Origin of the sequence: Streptosporangium saharense, from assembly GCF_014203715.1 — a bacterium.
Classification (GTDB): domain Bacteria; phylum Actinomycetota; class Actinomycetes; order Streptosporangiales; family Streptosporangiaceae; genus Streptosporangium; species Streptosporangium saharense.
In genome coordinates this window covers 1,225,227-1,245,757 of sequence record NZ_JACHJP010000001.1, presented here as the reverse complement: position 1 = coordinate 1,245,757, position 20,531 = coordinate 1,225,227, and the positions used below count along the sequence as shown (strand labels likewise).

Genomic DNA, 20,531 nt, shown 5'->3' with positions numbered 1-20,531 from the left:
ACTCTGTACCGTGGACCGGGGCTCCGACCCGAGGAGAGCGTCGATGCGGATCATGCTCACGGTGCTCAGCGAGCACGCCGACCGCGATGTCGTGGTCGAGGCCGACGACACGACCACGGTGGCCAGGCTCGCCGAGGCGCTCGCGGGCCAGGCCGGTGAGCGCCCGAGCAACGTGGTACGGCTGACGCGCACCAAGGCCCCCTACGGCCTGGACCGCGACGCCGGGTCCGAACCCCCGCCCCTGTGGCTCGACGGCCGCCTCCTCGACCCGGACGCGCCCGCCCTCGGCCTGCTCCGCGACGGCGACCTCGTCACCCTCGACCGCGACCTGGCCGCCGCGACGCTCGCCGAGGAGCCGGGCGGCATCGTGGAGATCCGGGTCGTCGGCGGCCCCGCCGCCGGGTCGGTGCACCGCCTCAGCCTGGGCGTCCACACCGTCGGCTCCGACCCGGCCTGCGCGGTCTCCGTCGCCGACCCCATGCTCCCCCCGTGGGCCGCCGTCGTACGGCTCACCCCGGAGGCCATCACCGTCGAGGCCGGGCCCGACTCCACCCCCAGGCTCGACCGCGAGCCGCTTGGGGAGGCGGTGCCGTGGCCGGAGCACGCCGTACTGACCTGTGGCGCGAGCGTGCTGACGCTCAGGGCCGTCGAGCCCCCGGACGCGCACCTGGACGCCCAGCCCGACGGCGGCCTCGCCTACAACCGGCCGCCCAGGCTGCGCACGCCCCCGGGCACCCGGCGCTTCGAGGTCCCCGCCGAACCCAAGCGCGCCGAGACCATGCGGCTGCAACTGCTGACCGCCTTCCTGCCCGCGGTGCTCGGCATCGTCATGGCCTGGGCCCTGCACATCTGGTACTTCCTGCTGATGGCGCTGATGACGCCGTTGATCATGATCGGTCAGTGGTGGAGCGACCGGCGGCACGGCCGCAAGCAGTACCGCCAGCAGATGAAGGAGTACAAGGCGCGCCTGAAGGTCTTCGAGGCCGAGGTCGAGCGCGCCCGCGCCGAGGACGAGGCCGAGCGCCGCGCCGCCGCGCCCGACCCCGCCGAGGTGCTGCTCACCGCGACCGGGCCACGACGGCGGCTGTGGGAGCGCCGTGACCACGACCAGGACGCGCTCAGGCTCCGGGTGGGGCTCGCCGACCTGCCCGCCGCCCTGGAGTTCGCCCCAGAGCGCTCCGCCCCCGCCGACACCGCGCTCCCCGACCCGCCCGACTGCCACGCGGTGCCCGTCGCCCTGGCCATGCGCCGTCTCGGCGTCGCGGGCCTGACCGGGCCGCGGCAGGCCGTCACGGGCCTGGCCCGGTGGCTGGTCGGCCAGGCCGCGGCCCTGCACAGCCCCCGTGACCTGGCGATCGTGGTGCTCTCCGCGCACCGCGACGGGGAGGAGAACTGGAACTGGGTGCGCTGGCTGCCGCACAGCGCCCCGCACGGCGGCGAGGACTGCGTCGCGCTGGTCGGCGCCGACCCCGAGGCCGCCGCCCGCAGGGTGACCGAGCTGACCGCGCTGATCGAGGGCCGCCAGGGAGAGGAGGAGGGCTCGCTGTCCAAGCTCGGCCGCATCCCCTCCGGCTGGGGGGACGGCGCCCAGGGAGGCGCCGACGTGGCGCCCGTCTACGACGAGCGGCCCTACGACGTGCTGGTCGTCCTGGACGGCGCCCAGGTCCTGCGCGCCCTGCCCGGCATGCCTCAGGTCCTGCGCCAGGGCCCCAGGGCGGGCGTCTACACCCTGGCCCTCGACGACGACCAGCGGCTGCTGCCCGAGGAGTGCGCGACCGTCGCCGACGTGGCCTCAGATGGCACCGTACGGCTGCGCGGCGGCGGCCTCGACGGGCTCGGCGAGATCCTGGCCGACCGGGTCTCCTCCTCCTGGTGCGACCGGCTCGGCCGTTCCCTGGCGCCGGTGCGCGACGTCAGCCGCGACGAGGCCGCCCTCGCCCTGCCCGGCTCGGCCCGGCTGCTCGACCTGCTCGACCTGCCCTCGGTCTCGGGGACCGTCCTCGCCGAGCGCTGGGGCCGTACGACACAGGCGGTGATCGGCGCGGGCCCCGACGGCGTCTTCGCCGTGGACCTGCGCACCGACGGGCCGCACGCGCTCATCGCGGGCACCACCGGCGCGGGCAAGTCGGAGCTGCTGCAGACCCTCATCTGCTCCCTCGCGGTGGCCAACCGCCCCGACGAGATGACGTTCGTGCTCATCGACTACAAGGGCGGCGCGGCCTTCAAGGAGTGTGTACGGCTGCCGCACACGGTCGGCATGGTCAGCGACCTCGACGGCCACCTGACGCAGCGGGCGCTCGCCTCCCTGGCCGCCGAGATCCGCCGCCGCGAAAGGCTGCTGCTCGCCGCCGGGGCCAAGGACATCGAGGACTACCACGAGCTGCGCGACGCGCAGCGGGCCCGCGCCTCACGGGACCTGCTGGTGGCCGGGGCGGGCTCGGCGGTCAGGCAGCTTCCCCTGCGCACCGACCCCCTGATCGCGCTGCCCCGCCTGGTGCTGGTCATCGACGAGTTCGCGGCCATGGTCAGCGAGCTGCCCGACTTCATGACCGGCCTGGTGGACATCGCCAGGCGGGGCCGTTCGCTGGGCATCCACCTGATCCTGGCCACCCAGCGGCCAGGGGGCGTGGTCACCGCCGACATCCAGGCCAACACCTCGCTGCGCATCGCGCTGCGGGTGACGGAGGCCGCCGAGTCCTCCGACGTCATCGGCAGGCCGGACGCCGCGCACATCTCCAAGGCGACCCCGGGCCGGTGCTACGTGAAGTCGGGCGTCGGCACGCCCGCGGCGGTGCAGACCGCGCGGATCGGCGGGCGCGGCCCCGGCGCGCAGAGCGAGGTGCGGGCCAGGGTGACGGAGGTCGGCTGGCGGGCACTGGGGCAGTCGCTCGCCCCACCGGAGGCGGGCCCGGAGAACGCCGCCGTCACCGACCTGTCCATCCTGGCCGACGCGCTGGTCGAGGCCGCCCAGGTCGCCGGGATCCCGAGGCAGCCGAGTCCCTGGCTGCCGCCGCTGGACGACCTGCTGGTGGCCCCCGGCGCCACCGTCGGCCCTGGGGACGCGCCGCCGTACAGGCCGGGGACGCAGGAGGTGCCGCCGCTGGCGTTCGGGACGACTGACCTGCCGTGGGCGCAGGCCCGCAGGCCGCTGGCGCTCGACCTGGCCTCGGGCGGGCACCTGCTCCTGGCGGGCTCCTCCCGCAGCGGCCGTTCGACCGCGCTGCGCACGCTCGCCGGGGCCATCGCCGCCGGGGCCTCCCCGGAGGACGTGCACCTGCACGCGATCGACTGCGGCTCGGGGGCGCTGCTGCCGCTGATGGCCATGCCGCACTGCGGCGCCGTGGTGACCCGCGACCAGCTCGACCGGGTCGAACGGCTGCTGACCCGGCTGCGGGCCGAGGTCGCGCGGCGCCAGCAGTTGCTGGCCGAGGCGGGCTACGCGTCGCTGGCCGAGCTGCGCGCCGCCACGACCGGGCCCAGGCTGCCGTGGATGGTGCTGATGCTCGACCGGTGGGAGGGGTTCGTCGCCGCGTTCGAGGGCTACGACTACGGGCGTCTGATCGAGTCGGCGATGCAGTTGCTCAGGGAGGGCCCCGCGGTCGGGCTGCGCGCCGTGGTGACCGGGGACAGGTCAGTGCTTCTCGGGCAGATCTCCACGGTCTTCGAGGACCGGCTGATCCTGCGCCTGGCCGACCCCACCGACTACGGCCTGGCCGGGCTGCCGGTCAAGGACCTGCCCGCCACGCTCGCCCTGGGCAGGGCGCTGTCCACCGGGGAGCACGGCATCGTCGAGAGCCAGATCGCCCTGCTGTGCGACGACCCCTCGGGACCGGCCCAGGTCGCGACGTTGCAGGCGCTGGCCCGCGCGGTGCCGGAGCGCTTCGGTGGTCTGTCCGGTACGGCGGAGCCAGGCCGGTGGGTGTGGGACGGCGAGCCCCCGCTGCGGGTGGACGCGCTGCCCATGCGGATCACCGCGTCGCAGGCCCTTGAGCTGGCGCCGTCCTTCGAGCCGTCCTCGCCGCTGTGGGCGCTGTTCGGCGTCGGCGGCGACTCGCTGACCCCGCTCGGCGTGGACCTGCTCACCCAGGGGCCGGGCGCTGTCGTCGCCGGGCCGTCCCGCTCCGGGCGTTCCTCGGCGCTGCTGACCGCCGCGCGCTCCCTGCTGGACAGGGGGACGCCCGTCGTGGTGGTCACCCCGAGGCGCAGCCCGCTCAGCACGCTCGCCGGACAGGAGGGGGTGCTGGCCGTACTCGGCGCGGACGGGGATCTCGACGGGGCCGTGGCGGGGCACGAGCGCTACGTGGCGATCGTGGACGACGCGGAGCTGGTCTCCGCGGACTCCCCCCTGGGCATGTCCCTGGAACAGGTGCTGCGCACCGGCCGCGACAGCGAGCACGGCCTCATCATCGGCGGCACGACGGGTGACCTGACCACCGCCTACCGGGGCTTCGTCGCCGAGGCCAGGAAGGCCCGCACCGGCCTGTTGCTCTCCGTGCAGAGCCCGGCGGACGGCGACCTGTTCACCATCCGCCTGCCCCGAGGGGCGGTCGGCGGCCCGCCGGGGCGGGGGCTGCTGGTCGCGCTGGGCACGGTCACCCCCATGCAGACGGCCCTGCCCGGCTGAACTCTCTTTGTGAGAAAACGCGAACGCCGCCCCGGACGTCGGAAATCCAGGGCGGCGTTCGCGCGGCGAAAGTCAGCGCGTGGCGGACTCGATGTTGCCGCGGTAGGTGTTGATCACGCGGGAGGCCTCGGCGAGCTCCTCGGACATGCGCTGGAAGGCGGCGCGGTAGTTCTGCCAGGCCTCGGTGAAACGCTGGGCGCCCGGGCCGGTCCACGCGGTGCCGACCTTTCCCGCCTCACGGTCCAGAGCCGCCATAGTGGCCCTCACCTGGTCGGCCTGCTGGGTGAACTGGGTGGCCATCTGCTGCATTTCCGCGGGATTGCCACCAAGCAAGTTCTGGCTCATGCCAGCACTCCTTCTGGATCGGTGTCGGGGGCTCACCAAACGACATCACGATAGGTGAGTGGATCACGGAGTTACTCGGATTATGCCGAGCGGCTATGGATCTTCCCATACCTGCACACCGGATAACGCGTCATTTGCTGTAAGTCGCGTGTCATATGGGGAATCAGCGCGCGAGAAGAGTCACCCGCCGACGGTCGCGCCCGGCCCCCACCTGGGGAGATGACAGCCGATCCGGACGACCGAAAACGGGAACCGTCAAATCCCAATCCCGGCGGGCGGGACCCCGCTCTTCCCAGACGCCACCTGACGCCTAAACTCCGATGAAGGCCCGCCAGCCCCCCGTTCGCACGTGATGAAGGGAACAACGTCGGTGCAGAAGGTCTTGGTCGCCAACCGTGGCGAGATCGCCGTACGGATCATCCGCGCCTGCAGGGACGCGGGTCTGGCCAGTGTCGCGGTCTACGCCGAGCAGGACCTGGACGCCCTGCACGTCCAGCTCGCCGACGAGGCCCACGCGCTCGGCGGGCAGTCCCCCGCGGAGACCTACCTCGACATCGCCAGGCTGCTCGCGGTCGCCGAGGCCAGCGGCACGGACGCGGTCCACCCCGGATACGGCTTCCTCGCCGAGAACTCCGCCTTCGCCCAGGCCGTGATCGACGCCGGGCTGACCTGGATCGGGCCGCCCCCCTCAGCGATCGTCGCGCTGGGCGACAAGGTGCAGGCCAGGCACATCGCGCAGAAGGTGGGGGCTCCCCTGGTCGCCGGGACCGCGGAGCCGGTCTCCGGGTCCGAGGAGGTGGTGGCCTTCGCCGCCGAGCACGGCCTGCCGATCGCGATCAAGGCGGCCTTCGGCGGTGGCGGGCGTGGCCTGAAGGTGGCCAGGACCCTCGATGAGATCCCGGAGCTGTACGACAGCGCGGTTCGCGAGGCGGTCGCGGCCTTCGGCAGGGGCGAGTGCTTCGTCGAGCGTTACCTCGACCGGCCCCGGCACGTGGAGACGCAGTGCCTGGCCGACAAACACGGCAACGTGGTGGTGGTCTCCACCCGTGACTGCTCGTTGCAGCGCAGGCACCAGAAGCTCGTCGAGGAGGCCCCGGCGCCGTTCCTGACCGAGGAGCAGATCGCCCTGCTGTACTCCTCGTCGAAGGCCATCCTGCGCGAGGCGGGCTACGTCGGCGCGGGCACCTGCGAGTTCCTCGTCGGCCAGGACGGCACGATCTCCTTCCTGGAGGTCAACACCCGCCTGCAGGTCGAGCACCCGGTCAGCGAGGAGGTCACCGGGCTCGACCTGGTCTCCGAGATGCTGCGGATCGCCGAGGGACAGCCGCTCGGCTACGACGACCCTCAGGTGCGCGGGCACAGCATCGAGTTCCGGATCAACGCCGAGGACGCGGGACGGGGCTTCCTGCCCGCGCCGGGCACGATCACCGCGGTCCGCTGGCCCGCGGGCCCCGGGGTGCGGGTGGACGCCGGATACGAGGCGGGGATGACGGTCCCCGGTGCCTTCGACTCGCTGGTGGCCAAGGTCGTCGTGACCGGGGCCGACCGGGGGCGGGCGCTGGCGCGGGCCAGGCGGGCGCTGGCCGAGCTCCGCCTTGAGGGAATGCCGACGGTCGCGGAGTTCCACCGGGTCGTCGTCGAGGAGGAGGCGTTCACGGCGCCGGGCGGGGCGTCGTCGTTCGCGGTGCACACCCGCTGGATCGAGACGGAGTTCGTCAACCCGGTCCAGCCGTACGCCGGGCCGGTCGCCGAGCCGGGGACGGCCGAGCGCGAGCGGGTCACGGTCGAGGTCGGCGGCAAGCGCCTTGAGGTGGTCCTGCCCGCGGGGCTCGGCAGTGGCGCGGGCGCCGTGGCCACCGGGAACGCGGCGGGCGGCAGGCGCGCGAGCAGGCGCCAGGGCGGCGGCCGGGCCTCCGCGGCGAGCGGGGACGGCCTGGTCAGCCCGATGCAGGGCACGATCGTGAAGGTCGCGGTCGCCGACGGGGACGTGGTCGCGGCCGGGGACGTGATCGCGGTCCTTGAGGCCATGAAGATGGAGCAGCCGCTGACCGCGCACCGGGCCGGGGTCGTGGCCGGGCTGAGCGCGGCGGTCGGGCAGACCGTCACGGCGGGTGCCGCCATCTGTGACATCCGTGACAACTGATCTCTTCCCGCCTCCGGGGGCGCGTCCGGATTGGGAAAGGATTACGGTCAGGGGGGAACTCTGACGTCCACTCGCTCGTCTTCCAGGGCGAAGGAGGGCTTTCTGCCGTGACCACCAAGCAAACTGCGTCAGGTCGCCTCGGTGCCGCGATCATCGCGTTGCTCGCCGGGCTGCTGACCATCTTCATGATCGCGCCGGCGGCGAACGCCGCGGCGCCCGACCCGAGCACGATCGCGTCCGGCCTGAAGGACGGCGACCACTTCTACGCCGACCCGGCGGCGGGCATCCCCACCAACGCCCAGGACGCCATGAGCAGTGCCGCCGAGCAGACCTCCACGGTCTACGTGGCGCTGCTGCCCTCCGGCTCGGTCACCAGCCAGTCCCAGGCGAGGACGCTGCTGACCTCCCTGCGTAAGGACATCGGGGGCAAGTCGACCATCCTGGTCATGAACGGCAAGCAGCCGTTCGGCGTCTCCAACGTCAAGGGCATCGACGTCGACGAGCTGCTCAGCAGGGCCGCGACGACCCAGAGCCCGACGGACAACATCGTCAACTTCGTGAAGCTGGCCGACGACGCGGCCACCGGCGCCGGTCTGAGCCCCAGCTCGTCCGGCTCCTCCTCCGGTGGTTCCGGCGGCGGCGTGCTGATCGGCATCCTGGTGCTGGCCGCGGCCGGTGGTCTGGGCATCTTCTTCTACTCCCGCAAGAAGAAGCGCCAGCGCGAGGCCCGCGAGGCCGCCGAGCTGGCCGCCGTCAAGCAGACCGTGGACGAGGACGTCACCAAGTTCGGCGAGGAGATCACCGAGCTGGACACCGACGTCAAGCTCCTCGGCAGCGGCTCCGAGCACCTGCAGGACTGGCAGCGCGCCCTCGACTCCTACGAGCGGGCCAAGGTCGAGCTCGCGGCGGTCAAGCGCTCCGACGAGCTGCGCGGGGTGACCACCGCCCTTGAGGAGGGCCGCTACGCCCTGGCCTGTGTGAAGGCACGGGTGAACAACCAGCCGCTCCCCGAGCGGCGCTCGCCCTGCTTCTTCAACCCGCAGCACGGCCCCTCGGTCCGTGACGTCCGCTGGGCCCCGCCCGGTGGCGCGGTGCGCGACGTGCCCGCCTGCGCGGCCGACGCCGAGGCCATCGAGCGTGGCTTCGAGCCGCAGACGCGTCAGGTCATGGTCGATGGCCAGTACCGCCCCTACTACGACGCGGGCCCTGCCTACCAGCCCTACGCCTACGGCTACTACGGCGGCTTCGGCGACGTCATGAGCGCGATGCTCGTCGGCACGATGATGGGCAGCATGCTCAGCGGCGGCTGGGGTCACAGCGGCTACGGCGCCGGTTACGAGCAGGGCATGATGGACGGCGGTGGCGGCAGTGACTTCGGCGGCGGCGGAGGCGACTTCGGCGGCGGAGGCTGGGGTGACTTCGGCGGCGGAGGCGACTTCGGCGGTGGGGACTTCGGTGGCGGCGACTGGTAGTCACCGCTGACCGACCCGGCGACCATCACGGTCAGCACGGTCAGAAGGCCAGCAGTGTGAACGGGCGCGTCCCCTCCGGGGGGCGCGCCCTTCGCCTTTGAAGCCCTGCCTTTGAAGCCCTCGCCTTCGGAGAGGTGCACACCTGAAAGGCGCGCACGCCGTACGGCATGCTCCCGAGAGGCCGTGGCACTCCGGTCGGCTCTCCAGTGGGGCAAAGGGATAACGTACGTCGAATGAGTACGTCTGTGGTGAAACGTCCCACGACCGAGGCCACGGAGGTCCGTCGGCGGCGGCGAGGGGTGAGCCTGGGCGCGCTCGTGGTCGTCCTCCTGCTCGCGGGGGCGGTCTCGCTGGCCGTGGGCGCCCGCGCGTTGAGTCCCGCCGAGGTGTGGCACGGGCTGTTCACGGCCTCGGGCTCCGACCAGCGGCTCACCGAGATAACGCTCATCGTGCGGACCGTACGGGTGCCCAGGACCGTGCTCGCGATCGTGGCCGGGGTCGCTCTGGGGGTCGGTGGGGCGTTGATCCAGGGATACACGCGCAACCCGATCGCCGACACGGGCTTGCTGGGGGTGAACTCCGGCGCCTCGTTCGCCGTCGTCTCGGTGATCATCCTGTTCGGGCTCGGCAATCCGTACCAGTACGTCTGGTTCGCCTTCCTGGGGGCCGGGATCGCCGGGGTGATCGTGTTCGGGCTGGCGAGTCTCGGCCGGGGGGCGGGCAACCCGCTGACGCTCGCGCTGACCGGGCAGGGGGTCACGGTGTTCCTGGCGGCGATGACCATAGCGGTCGCGCTGTCGGACAAGGCGTCGCTGAACGCGCTGCGGTTCTGGAACGCGGGCTCGGTGTCCGGGGTCGGGTTCGGCGTCATCTGGCCGCTGACCGGGTTCGTGGTGGTCGGCCTGGTGCTGGCGGCCCTCACGCTGCCCGCCATCAACCTGCTCAACCTGGGGGACGACGTGGCGCGAGGGCTCGGGGTGAACCTCACGCTGAGCCGGGCCGTCGGCATCGCGGCCATCACCCTGCTCGCGGGCGCGACGACGGCGGCGTGCGGCCCCATCGCGTTCCTCGGCCTCATGGTGGCCCACGTGGCCCGCTACCTCATCGGCCCCGACTACCGCTGGCTGGTGCCGTGCGCGGGGCTGCTCGGCGCCCTCGTCCTGCTGGTCTGCGACATCGTGGGGCGCGTGGTGACCCGGCCCGGGGAGCTACAGGCGGGCATCGTCGTCGCTCTCGTCGGCGCCCCGTTCTTCGCGGCGCTGGTGTGGCGCGGAAAGTTCAAGACAATATGAAGACCTCGGCCCCGGGCGTACGGCTCGGCTCCGTGTCGTTCGTGTGGCGGCCCTGGATGGTGCTCGTCACGCTGCTGCTGGCGGTGGCGGCCTTCGTGGTGTTCTGCCTGTCCATCGGCGCCGGGGACTTCCCCATCGGCCTGCCCCAGGTGGTCACCACGCTCCTGGGCCGGGGAGAGCAGGTCGACGAGTTCGTGATCATGGATCTGCGGATGCCGCGCGCCCTGGCCGGGATCGTCGTGGGGACCGCGCTCGGGGTGTCCGGGGCGATCACGCAGTCCATCGCGCGCAACCCGCTGGCCAGCCCCGACATCCTGGGCATCACCGGGGGCGCGAGCGCGGTCGCGGTGACCCTGGTCACGGTCTCCGGCGGGGCCGCCGCGACGATCGTCAGCTCCGTGGGCCTGTCCGCCGCGGCGCTGGCCGGGGGGCTCTGCACCGGCCTGCTTGTGTACTTCCTGGCCTGGCGGCGCGGGATCAACGGCCTGCGGCTCATCCTCATCGGCATCTCGGTGAGCGCCGTGATGGAGGCGATCACAACCTGGCTGCTGGTCACGGCCGACATCAGGGACGTGGCGCGGGCCCAGGTGTGGCTGGTCGGCTCGCTGAACGACCGGTCGTGGGGGGAGGTCTGGGTGGCGCTGTGGTGCACGCTCGCCCTCCTGGCCGTCGTGGCGTGCGTGGCGCCCCACCTCAGGGCGCTGCAGCTGGACGACGACGTCGTGACGGGCCTGGGCGTCCGGCACTCACGGGTGCGGGCGGTCCTGCTGCTGTGCGCGGTGCTGCTGGCGGGCGTGGCGGTGAGCGCCGCGGGCCCGGTCCCGTTCGTCGCGCTGGTGGCGCCGCAGGTGGCGATGCGCCTGACACGGCACCCGGCGCCGCCGCTGGTGGCCTCGGGGCTGACGGGCGCGCTGCTGCTGACCTGCGCTGACCTCGTGGCGCGTACGGCGCTGCCGGTCACCCTTCCGGTCGGCGTGGTCACCGCCGCGATCGGCGGCCCCTTCCTCGTCTACCTGCTGGTGCGGGCGAACCTCAGAGCGAGGTGAGGTTAGGCTCCCCTAATCCCACATGCTACGGTTTCTCCGCTGCTGGTTGGTTTTGTAGCGGATTGCACGAAAGCAAGGGATTCCGGGATGCTCCTCCAAAGAACAACGGTCACGAAGACCTTGCGGCGGTTCGCAACGGCGTTCTCCGTCGCGGCCCTCGGTGTCGGCCTCCTCGCGGGATGCGGTTCCGAACCCGCGGAGAAGCCGGGCGGCGAGACCGCGGCGAGTCCGGGTGGTGTGTTCCCGGTCACCGTCGAGCACGCGTTCGGATCGACGCAGATCACCAAGGCCCCGGAGCGGGTCGTCTCCGTCGGCTACACCGACGACCAGGCCATCCTGGCGCTGGGCGTCAAGCCGGTCGGCATGGTCGACCAGTACCCGAACCCCCCGGGCAAGACCCCCGACATCAACACCCAGTGGCCGTGGGTGAAGGACAGGTGGGGCGACGCCCGCCCCGAGGTCATCATGAACAACGGTGACTCGGGCCCGAACTACGAGAAGATCGCCGCCCTGCGGCCCGACCTGATCATCGCGGTCTACTCGGAGATCGACAAGGCCGCCTACGACCGGCTCTCCAAGATCGCCCCGACGGTCGGCCGTACCAAGGGCGAGGCGGAGCCGTTCAGCGCGCCGTGGCAGGACAACGCTCTCCACATCGCCAAGGCGCTCGGCAAGGCCGACGAGGGCGCCAAGCTGGTGCAGGGCATCCAGGACAAGCTGGACGCCGCCCGTAAGGCGCACCCGGAGTTCGCGGACCAGACCGCCGTCGCGCTGTCCTGGTACAAGGACTCGGTCGCGCCGTTCGCCACCACCGACGTGCGCGGACGGATCGTGACGGGCATCGGCTTCAAGGGCGCCACGGAGATCGACAAGGTCGCGGGCGGCAAGTTCTACACCGTGCTCTCCCCCGAGCGCATCGACCTGGTCGACGTGGACCGCATCTTCGTCATCGCCGACCAGGCCGACCAGGACGCGCTGAAGAAGTTCGCGCTGTTCACCAACCTGTCCGCGGTCAAGGACGGCAAGGTCACCTACCTCCTGGACAGCGAGGGCCCGGCGATCGGCGCCGCCCTGTCGCAGAGCACCCTGCTGTCCCTGCCGTACGCCATCGACGAACTCGTCAAGTCCGTCGGCTGAACCCCCGGATTGAACACCCCCGTAGACACCCTGCGCACGGCGGGCGGCCGTGAGGCCGCCCGCTGGGTCGTTGCGCGCTGCCGCGAGACGCCGTGGCTGACGACCGCGACCATGCTCACCACGGTGGCCGGGGCCGCGCTCCAGGTGCTGCCGATGCTCCTGCTCGGCCGGGTGGTCGACGGGGTGATCAACGACGAGCCCCGGTCGATCCTGGTCACGGTCGGCGCGCTGATGCTGGCCGCCGCGCTCCTCGCCGCGGCGGCCACCGCCGCCTCGACGTACCTGATCGGACGGCTGGGCGCGGACCTGCTCGCGCGGCTGCGGGAGGGCGCCGTCCGCGCGGTGCTGGGGACGCCGAGCGCGCGGATCGAGCAGGCGGGCCGGGGAGACGTGCTGTCCAGGGTCGGCGACGACGTGGCCGTGCTGTCCAGGGGCATCCGCACGGCAGTCCCCACGGTTCTGTCCGCCGGCGTGCTGGTCGTCGTCGCCACGGCCGGCATGTTCGGGCTGGACTGGCGGCTCGGGCTCGCCGGTGTCGGGGCGCTGCCCGCCTACGCGCTGGCCCTGCGCTGGTATCTCCCCAGGTCGGCCCCGCTGTACAGGAAACAGCGCGAGGCCCAGGCCGACCGCGCGCAGGCGCTGGTTAGCGGCCTGGACGGGATCGACACGGTACGGGCGTACCGCCTTGAGGGCGCCTTCCGCGAGAAGGTCACCGGCGAGTCGCTGCGGGTGCGTGACCTCGGCATCGAGGTGTTCCGGCTCTTCGGCCGGTTCGTCGGCAGGGAGAACCGCGCCGAGTTCGTCGGGCTCGTCCTGATCATCGTGACGGGCTACGCCCTGCTTGAGGCCGACGCCGTCACCCTGGGCGAGGCGTCGGCGGCTCCCCTGCTGTTCCACCGGCTGTTCAACCCGCTGGGCTCCATCATGTTCACCTTCGACGAGGCGCAGAAGTCGGGCGCGAGCCTGACCCGGCTGGTCGGGGTGCTCGGGGAGGCGACGCAGGAGAGGCTGGTCGGTCACGTGGCCGTCGCGGAGGCCGGGCCGTACCCGGTGACCGTGGAAGGGGTGACGTTCGGCTACCCCGGCTCAGAGCGGCCGGTCCTGCGGGAGGTCGACCTGGTGATCCCGGCGGGCGGTTCACTCGCGCTGGTCGGGGCCACGGGCGCGGGCAAGTCGACGCTGGCGGCGCTGGTCGCGGGCGTCGGGACCCCGCAGGCCGGGTCGGTGCGCGTCGGATCGACCGACCTCGCCGACCTGGACGAGGCCGGGGCGCGGGCCCTGGTGAGCATCCTGACGCAGGAGACGCACGTGTTCTCCGGCACGCTCGCCGACGACCTGCGGCTGGCCGCGCCCGGGGCGAGCGACGCCGAGCTGATGGACGCCCTGCGCGAGAGCGGCGCCGAAACGTGGGTCGCGACGCTGCCCGACGGGCTGGACACCCTGGTCGGCGAGGGCGGCGAGCGCCTCGACGGCACCGGGGCCGCCCAGGTCGCGCTGGCCAGGCTGGTGCTCGGCCGCTCGCCCGTGGTGGTGCTCGACGAGTCGACCGCGGAGGCGGGCAGCCAGGGCGCCGCCGAACTGGAACGGGCCGTGGCCGCCGCGTGCCGGGGCCGTACGACACTGTTCGTGGCACACCGGCTGACCCAGGCGAGGGCGGCGGACCGCATCGCCGTACTGGACGCGGGGCGGGTCGTGGAACAGGGGACCCACGAGGAGCTGGTGGCGCTGGACGGCCGGTACGCGCGGCTGTGGCGCGCCTGGCGAGAGGGCAGATGACGACTCCAGAGGTCACGGGGACCGGCATCCTCCGCACGGCACTGCGGCGCAACGCGGGCGCCATGGCCGCGGGCACCGTCCTCATGGGCATGTACCAGGCCGCCGAGACCGCCTTCCCCATCGCGCTCGGCCTGATCGTCGAACACACGCTGCGGGACAGGAGCCTCGGCGCGCTCGCCCTGTCGATCACCGCGCTTGCCGTGATCATCACGACCGTCTCCCTCTCGTGGCGGTTCGGGATGCGGATCCTGCAGAGGGCCAACACCACCGAGGCGCACCGCTGGCGGGTGCGGGTCGCGGCCCACGGGCTCCAGCCCGTGGCCAGGGACCTCGACCTCAGGTCCGGGGAGATCCTGACCGTCGCCACCGAGGACGCCGACCAGACCGCCGACATCATCGAGGTGGTGCCGCTGCTGGTCAGCTCACTGGTCGCGGTCCTGGTCGCGGCGCTCGCCCTGGGCCTGGCGGACGTACGGCTGGGCCTGCTGGTGATCGTGGGAACCGCCGCGATCCTGTCGGTCCTGAGCGTGATGTCCAGACGGATCGGCACCGCCACCCGCGAACAGCAGGCCAGGGTCGCCCGCGCGGCCGCGAAGGTCTCCGACCTGATCGCCGGTTTGCGCCCGCTGCACGGCTTCGGCGGCAACCACGCGGCGTTCCTGTCCTACCGGAGGGTCAGCGCGCGGGCCAGGGACCAGGCGGTCGCCGTCGCCGGGGTGAACGGCGTCTACGCGGGCACCGCGCTCGCGCTCAACGCGCTCCTCGCGACCGCCGTGACCCTGACGGCGGGCTGGCTGGCCTTCGACGGCCGCATCACCGTCGGGGAGCTCGTCATGGCCGTGGGGCTGGCGCAGTTCATCATGGAGCCGCTGAAACTGTTCTCCGAGATGCCGAAGTACGTGATGGTCGCGCGTGCCTCCGCCGAGCGGATGGCGCTGGTGCTGGCCGCGCCCCCGGTGACGGTCCCGGGGCGTGAGAGCCCGCCGGAGGGCGGGGACCTCACGCTCGACGGCGTCCGGTACGGTTCCCTGCGGGATCTGGGCTTCCACGTGTCCGCCGGGGAGTTCGTCGCGGTCGTCGCCTACCGGCCCCGGGTGGCGGCCGACCTGGCGGCGGTCCTGTCCATGGCCGCCCCGCCCGGTTCCTACGGGGGCACGGTACGGCTCGGCGGGCGAAGGCTTGAGGACCTGCCGGTCGAGACGGTCCGCGAGCACCTGCTGGTGAACCCGTACGACGGGGAGATCTTCGCGGGCACCCTCCGCACGAACATCGACCCCGCGGGCACCGGTCGCATTATCCCCGAGGCCGTCGAGGCGTCCATGCTGACCGACGTCGTCGCCCTCCACCCCGAGGGGCTCGACCACGGCGTCAGGGACCGGGGCGCGAACCTCTCCGGTGGGCAGCGCCAGCGTCTCTCCCTGGCCCGCGCCCTGGCCGCCGACCCCGGCGTCCTGGTCCTGCGCGACCCGACGACGGCCGTCGACGCGGTCACCGAACAGCTCGTCGCGCACAACGTCGCGAAGCTGCGCCGCGACCGCACCACCGTCGTGATCACCGGCAGCCCGGCCTTCCTCGGCGCCGCGGACCGCGTGCTCGTCCTGGACGACGGCGCCGTCATCGCGGACGGCACCCACCGCGACCTCCTCGCCGACGAGACCTACCGCCTGGCCGTGGCCCGGTGACCGCCCACGACGTGCAAGCGGCCGTCTAGCGGGATGCAATGATCCACTGACACGATCGGGACTGTTCCAAGGAGGTTCCCGTGCGTCGTTCCGTTTCCCTGACACTCCTCATCGCGATCCTCGCGCTGTCAGGGGCCATGATCTCTCCCGCCCAGGCCGCGGCCGGGCCGTGTAGGCCGGGCCAGGGCCCCAACCTGCGGGGCAAGGACTTCACCAAGGGTGCCGCCCTGCCGTACAGCCTGCGCTGCGCCGACCTGACCAAGGCGAAGCTGGGGGGCGTCGAGCTCATCCAGAAGGATCTGACCGGAGCGATCCTGCGCGGGGCCGACCTCAGGCAGGCCAACCTCACCCAGGCCACGCTGAAGTACGCCGACCTGCGCGGGGCGAACCTCAGCGAGGCCGACCTCGGCCAGATGCACGCCGACCACGCCGACCTGCGCGGGGCGATCCTGGTGGACGCCGAGGCCGGGCAGGCCGAGTTCCCGCACGCCGACCTGACCGGGGCGAAGCTGACCAGGGCCGTGCTGACCCAGGTCAACTTCGTCAACGCCAAGCTGGTCGACGCCGACCTCAACGAGAGCAGGCCGGGCCAGCTCAAGGGGCGCAAGGCCGACTTCACCCGGGCCAAGCTGCACGAGGCCAAGATGGGGCAGTCCGACCTGGGACACGCGGTCTTCAAGGACGCCGACCTGCGCGAGGCCGTGTTCGACCAGGCCGAGCTCGACGGGGCCTCCTTCGTCGGCGCGCTGGTCGACGACGCCTCCTTCACCCAGGCCGACGACGCCGACCTGACCGGCGCCAGGGGAACCCCCAAGGGCGTCGGCGGGCTGCCGTTCACCGTACCGACGCCCGCGGAGACGCCCGCCGACGACGAGACGGAGAGCCCGGTGGCCTCGACGGACCAGCCTTCAAGGGTGTCCGTCGGGCTCGTCATGGTCGTGCTCAGCGCCCTCGGTCTCGCGGTCACCGTGGTGGCCTGGGGGGTCAGCGCCCAGCGGCGCAACAGGCGCAACGCCAGGTTCGCGCACATGCGGCGCGGGGCCGAGGAGGACATCACCCGCCTCGGCGAGGAGATCGACCAGCTCGACTACGAGTTCCAGATCAGCGGGCGGGGCGGCATGACCGCGGACGCCGACTGGCGGCACGCCATCGACGCCTACGAGGCCGCCAAGAACGCGCTGACCGTGGCCAGGCGGGACGGGGAGCTGCAGTTCGTGGCGCGCGCCGTACAGGACGGCAGGAACGCCCTGAACAGGCTGCGCGCCAGGACGTCCCGCTAGATGGCCGGGTAGCGGGCCAGGTGGGTGAGCAGGAGGTCGTTGACCCGGTCTGAGGCCTCAAGCTGCAGCCAGTGGCCCGCCCCGTCCACGCGTTCGTAGCGCCAGGGGGCGTTGACGTACGCGGCGGTGCCGATCATGGCCTCCTCGGTGAGGAACGGGTCGCGGCTGCTCCACACCCCGAGCGTGGGGACCTGGAGGGGCGGCAGCTCGGGCGGCGGGGCGACCAGGCTCTCCGGGGGCACCCCGGTGCGGTAGATCGCCAGGCCCGAGGTGAGCGCCGCCGGGTCACGCATGCGTTCGACGACCTCGGCGGCGTCGGGGTGCCCGGCCAGCATCTGCCTGGCGTTGCGGAAGTCGTCCTGGCTGAGCCAGCGCTCGGCGACGCCCTCGAACTGGAACAGCAGCATGTACCACGACTTCTCCCGCTGCCGCCAGCCCGCGGCGGCCAGCGCGGCGGGGTGGCCGACCGACAGGCAGGTGAGGCTGGCCACCCGGTCGGGGGCGAACATGGTGAGGAACTGCGCGAGCGCCGAACCCCAGTCATGCCCGACCACGTGCGCCCGTTCGACGCCGAGCGCGTCGAGGACGCCCAGCAGGTCCCCGACGAACCGCTGGGGCTCGTAGGGCTCAAGCCCGGGCGGTTTGTCCGACCCGCCGAACCCCCGCAGGTCCGGAGCGATCGTGCGGTATCCGGCGGCGTTCAGCGCCGCCACCTGGTACCGCCAGCAGGCGTGGGTGTCGGGATAGCCGTGCACGAGCAGCACGGCCTGTCCCTCCCCCTCGACCTGGACGTCGAGCCCGATCCCGTTGACGTCGAGACGTGCCATGAGACTCCCGTCGGTTGGCGAGGTCAGATCCCGCTGGGGGTCATCGGCTGCATCAGACGACGGGCCGCCTCGGTGATGGATCCGGAGAGCGAGGGATAGACCGCGAAGGTGTGGGCGAGCTGGTCCACGGTCAGCCGCTGCTGGACGGCCACCGAGACCGCCAGGATCAGCTCCGAGGCCCGGGGCGCCACCACGACGCCACCGAGGATGATGCCGGTGTTCGGACGGCAGAACAGCTTCACGAAGCCGTCGTTGAACCCCTGCATCTTGGCCCTGGCGTTCGTGGCCAGCGGCAGTTTGACGACGTTGGCCACGATCTCACCGGCCTCGATGGCCTTCTGGGTGACGCCGACGGCGGCGATCTCGGGGTCGGTGAAGATGTTGGAGGCCACGGTCGCCAGGCGCAGCGGCTGCACGGCCTCGCCGAGCGCGTGCCAGACGGCGATCCTGCCCTGCATGGCGGCGACGGAGGCGAGCATCAGCACGCCGGTGCAGTCACCGGCCGCGTAGACGCCGGGGGCGGAGGTGCGGGAGACCTTGTCCACCTGGATGAACCCGCCCCGGTCGAGGGTGACCCCGGCCTCCTCAAGGCCGATGCCGGAGGTGTTGGGGATCATGCCGACCGTCATCAGGCAGTGGGTGCCCTCGGCCGTCCTGCCGTCCTCAAGGGTGACGACCACGCCGTCGGCGGTGCGCTTGACGGACTCGGCCCGGGAGCGGCCCATGACGTTCATCCCCCGGCGCCGGTAGACCTCCTCCAGGACCTCGGAGGCGTCGGCGTCCTCGTTGGGCATCATCCGGTCGCGCGAGGAGACGAGGGTGACCTCCGAGCCGAGCGAGCGGTAGGCGCCCGCGAACTCCGCGCCGGTGACGCCGGAGCCGACCACGATGAGGTGCTCGGGAAGCTCCTCAAGGTCGTACATCTGCCGCCAGGTGAGGATGCGCTCGCCGTCCGGCTCGGCGGAGGGCAGGATGCGCGGGGTCGCGCCGGTCGCCACGATCACGACGTCCGCCCTGATCGTACGGTCACCGGCCCTGACCACCTGGGGATCGACAAGCCGCCCCGGGGCCCTGATCACCTCGACCCCCTCGGCGGCGAGCCGCGCCGCGATGTCGGCCGACTGGGCCTGGGCGAGGTCCTTGACGCGGCTGTTGACCAGCGGCATGTCGGCGATGACGCCGCCGACCTCCCCGTCGGGGCCGCCGGTGAAGTGCACGCCGAGCATGCTGGCGTCGAGCAGGGCCTGTTTACGGACCGAGGTGGCGATCAGAGTCTTGGAGGGCACACAGTCGGTCAGGACACAGGCCCCTCCGGGGCCGTCCTGCTCGACCACGGTCACCCGTGCTCCAAGCTGCGCGGCCACCAGGGCCGACTCGTATCCGCCGGGCCCGCCACCGATGATCACGATCCTCGTCACGTACTCCATTGTCCCGCATCTTTCGCGGCTTTCACCCGGTGGGTCCCCTTCGGTTGTCATGGAAGAACCGGTTATGGCAAAGGACACCCGGGTACGGCGGGCAACGGCATGGGACAAAAGACACCGACACCACACCGGCACCGCGTGAGCACCCGCCGGATCTTCGATTAGTGTTGGATGCCGTGCCTGTCTACGCCGCCTACGGCACCAACATGGACCCGAAGCAGATGGCCCTGCGGGCCCCTCACTCCCCCATGAGGGGGTCGGGCTGGCTTCAGGGCTGGCGTCTCACCTTCGGCGGGAACGATCTCGGCTGGGAGGGTGCTCTCGCCACCATCGTCGAAGACTCCTTCGAACAGGTCTTCGTCGTCCTCTACGACGTGCCCGAGTGGGACGAGAACTCCCTCGACCAGTGGGAGGGCGCGGCACGCGGCCTCTACCACAAGGTCAGGCTCCGGGTGCAGACCCTGGACGGCGAGGTCGTCGCCTGGTTCTACGTCATCGACGGCTACGAGGGCGGCCTGCCGTCCGCGCGCTATCTCGGTCTCCTGGCCGAGGCCGCGGAGAAGGCGGGGGCGCCGGACGACTACGTCAGAAGGCTGCGGGGCCGCCCCTGCACGTCCACGGGAGGCTGACAGCGCGGTCCCGCCGTTTTCCATGGCGGGACGAGTACCCTCGGTTCGTGACCAACGACCCTTATGCCCTCGCAACGGACGCCGCGGCCGCACTGAGGAAGGCCGTCGGCGTGGGTTCCTTCGACGTCGCACTGGTGATGGGCTCGGGCTGGGTCCCGGCCGCCGACGCGATCGGCGAGACGATCGCCGAGATCCCGGTGACCGACCTGCCCGGGTTCGCCCCTCCCGCGGTCGAGGGCCACGCGGGCAGGATCCGCGCGGTGCGCACCGGGTCGGGCACGAACGCGTTGATCTTCCTCGGCCGCACCCACCTCTACGAGGGCCGTGGCGTCGAGCCGGTCGTGCACGGCGTGCGGACCGCGATCAGGGCGGGCGCGGGCACGGTCGTGCTGACCAACGCCGCGGGCGGGCTGCGCCCGGAGACCCAGCGGGTCGGCGAGGCCGTACTGATCAGCGACCACATCAACCTCACCGGCGCCAGCCCGATCACCGGCGCCACCTTCGTCGACCTGACCGACGTCTACACCCCCCGCCTGCGCGACCTCGTCCGGGAGGTCGAGCCGTCCATGACCGAGGGGGTCTACGTGGCCTTCCGCGGCCCGACCTACGAGACGCCCGCCGAGGTCCGCATGTGCAGGATCCTCGGCGGCGACATGGTCGGCATGTCCACGGTTCTTGAGGCCATCGCGGCCAGGGAGGGCGGGGCTGACGTGCTCGGCCTCTCGCTGGTCACCAACCCGGGCGCGGGCCTGGTCGGCGAGCCGCTCAACCACGAGGAGGTGCTCGCGGTCGGCCGCGCCACCGCCTCGCGCATGGGTGACCTGCTCGCCCAGGTCGTCTGCAAGCTCTGACGG

14 protein-coding genes are annotated in these 20,531 nt (G+C 72.3%); 11 read left to right on the top strand and 3 right to left on the bottom strand.

The features are described 5' to 3' along the window. The first annotated feature begins 43 nt into the window (after nt 1-43). Nucleotides 44-4,624 carry a type VII secretion EssC family protein gene (locus FHS44_RS06085; RefSeq protein ID WP_184712855.1) on the top strand — a complete coding sequence of 1,527 codons (4,581 nt, stop codon included), beginning with the start codon at nt 44-46 and terminating at the stop codon, nt 4,622-4,624. 72 nt (nt 4,625-4,696) lie between these two features. On the opposite strand, the gene FHS44_RS06080 is transcribed toward FHS44_RS06085, so the two are convergent. Then, a complete protein-coding gene (locus FHS44_RS06080; protein WP_012888044.1) occupies nt 4,697-4,969 on the bottom strand; it encodes a WXG100 family type VII secretion target in 273 nt (90 codons plus the stop codon). Between the two features lie 370 nt (nt 4,970-5,339). Here FHS44_RS06080 and FHS44_RS06075 point away from each other — a divergent pair, with 370 nt between their 5' ends. From FHS44_RS06075 to FHS44_RS06040, 8 genes are all read left to right on the top strand, one after another. After that, a complete protein-coding gene (locus FHS44_RS06075; protein ID WP_184712854.1) occupies nt 5,340-7,112 on the top strand; it encodes an acetyl/propionyl/methylcrotonyl-CoA carboxylase subunit alpha in 1,773 nt (590 codons plus the stop codon). Between the two features lie 107 nt (nt 7,113-7,219). Further along, entirely contained in the window at nt 7,220-8,584 is a 1,365-nt protein-coding gene (locus tag FHS44_RS06070; RefSeq protein ID WP_184712853.1) for a hypothetical protein, read from the top strand. A gap of 233 nt (nt 8,585-8,817) precedes the next feature. Then, entirely contained in the window at nt 8,818-9,876 is a 1,059-nt protein-coding gene (locus FHS44_RS06065; RefSeq protein WP_184712852.1) for a FecCD family ABC transporter permease, read from the top strand. After that, complete coding sequence (locus FHS44_RS06060; RefSeq protein ID WP_184712851.1) at nt 9,873-10,922, top strand: FecCD family ABC transporter permease; 1,050 nt, start codon at nt 9,873-9,875, stop codon at nt 10,920-10,922. Before FHS44_RS06065 ends, FHS44_RS06060 begins: the two co-directional genes overlap by 4 nt. Nucleotides 10,923-11,042: 120 nt before the next feature. After that, entirely contained in the window at nt 11,043-12,059 is a 1,017-nt protein-coding gene (locus FHS44_RS06055; protein ID WP_246435090.1) for an iron-siderophore ABC transporter substrate-binding protein, read from the top strand. 9 nt (nt 12,060-12,068) lie between these two features. Further along, on the top strand, nt 12,069-13,835 hold the full coding sequence (locus FHS44_RS41640) for an ABC transporter ATP-binding protein (RefSeq protein WP_184712849.1): 1,767 nt from the start codon (nt 12,069-12,071) through the stop codon (nt 13,833-13,835). Next, a complete protein-coding gene (locus tag FHS44_RS06045; RefSeq protein WP_184712848.1) occupies nt 13,832-15,517 on the top strand; it encodes an ABC transporter ATP-binding protein in 1,686 nt (561 codons plus the stop codon). The genes FHS44_RS41640 and FHS44_RS06045 overlap by 4 nt, the downstream gene beginning before the upstream one ends. An 80-nt stretch (nt 15,518-15,597) precedes the next feature. Continuing rightward, on the top strand, nt 15,598-16,797 hold the full coding sequence (locus tag FHS44_RS06040) for a pentapeptide repeat-containing protein (RefSeq protein ID WP_184712847.1): 1,200 nt from the start codon (nt 15,598-15,600) through the stop codon (nt 16,795-16,797). Here the strand turns inward: FHS44_RS06040 and FHS44_RS06035 are convergent. Together FHS44_RS06035 and FHS44_RS06030 are read right to left on the bottom strand one after the other, a co-directional pair. Next, the gene (locus FHS44_RS06035) at nt 16,794-17,624 is read right to left on the bottom strand and encodes an alpha/beta fold hydrolase (RefSeq protein WP_184712846.1); all 831 of its coding nucleotides are present in this window, start codon (nt 17,622-17,624) and stop codon (nt 16,794-16,796) included. The genes FHS44_RS06040 and FHS44_RS06035 overlap by 4 nt on opposite strands. Nucleotides 17,625-17,647: 23 nt before the next feature. Then, nucleotides 17,648-19,042 (bottom strand): NAD(P)H-quinone dehydrogenase, encoded by a 1,395-nt coding sequence (locus FHS44_RS06030; RefSeq protein ID WP_184712845.1) that lies wholly within the window; start codon nt 19,040-19,042, stop codon nt 17,648-17,650. Between the two features lie 182 nt (nt 19,043-19,224). Here FHS44_RS06030 and FHS44_RS06025 point away from each other — a divergent pair, with 182 nt between their 5' ends. Together FHS44_RS06025 and FHS44_RS06020 are read left to right on the top strand one after the other, a co-directional pair. Further along, nucleotides 19,225-19,677 (top strand): gamma-glutamylcyclotransferase family protein, encoded by a 453-nt coding sequence (locus tag FHS44_RS06025; protein WP_184712844.1) that lies wholly within the window; start codon nt 19,225-19,227, stop codon nt 19,675-19,677. Between the two features lie 47 nt (nt 19,678-19,724). Continuing rightward, nucleotides 19,725-20,528: a purine-nucleoside phosphorylase gene (locus FHS44_RS06020; RefSeq protein ID WP_184712843.1), complete on the top strand. Its 804-nt coding sequence runs from the start codon at nt 19,725-19,727 to the stop codon at nt 20,526-20,528. Nucleotides 20,529-20,531: the final 3 nt, after the last annotated feature.

Coding starts and splice junctions, on each gene's coding strand:
- FHS44_RS06085 (WP_184712855.1), top strand. CDS start 44: ATGCGGATCATGCTCACGGTGCTCAGCGAGCACGCCGACCGCGATGTC.
- FHS44_RS06080 (WP_012888044.1), bottom strand. CDS start 4,969: ATGAGCCAGAACTTGCTTGGTGGCAATCCCGCGGAAATGCAGCAGATG.
- FHS44_RS06065 (WP_184712852.1), top strand. CDS start 8,818: ATGAGTACGTCTGTGGTGAAACGTCCCACGACCGAGGCCACGGAGGTC.
- FHS44_RS06060 (WP_184712851.1), top strand. CDS start 9,873: ATGAAGACCTCGGCCCCGGGCGTACGGCTCGGCTCCGTGTCGTTCGTG.
- FHS44_RS06045 (WP_184712848.1), top strand. CDS start 13,832: ATGACGACTCCAGAGGTCACGGGGACCGGCATCCTCCGCACGGCACTG.
- FHS44_RS06035 (WP_184712846.1), bottom strand. CDS start 17,624: ATGGCACGTCTCGACGTCAACGGGATCGGGCTCGACGTCCAGGTCGAG.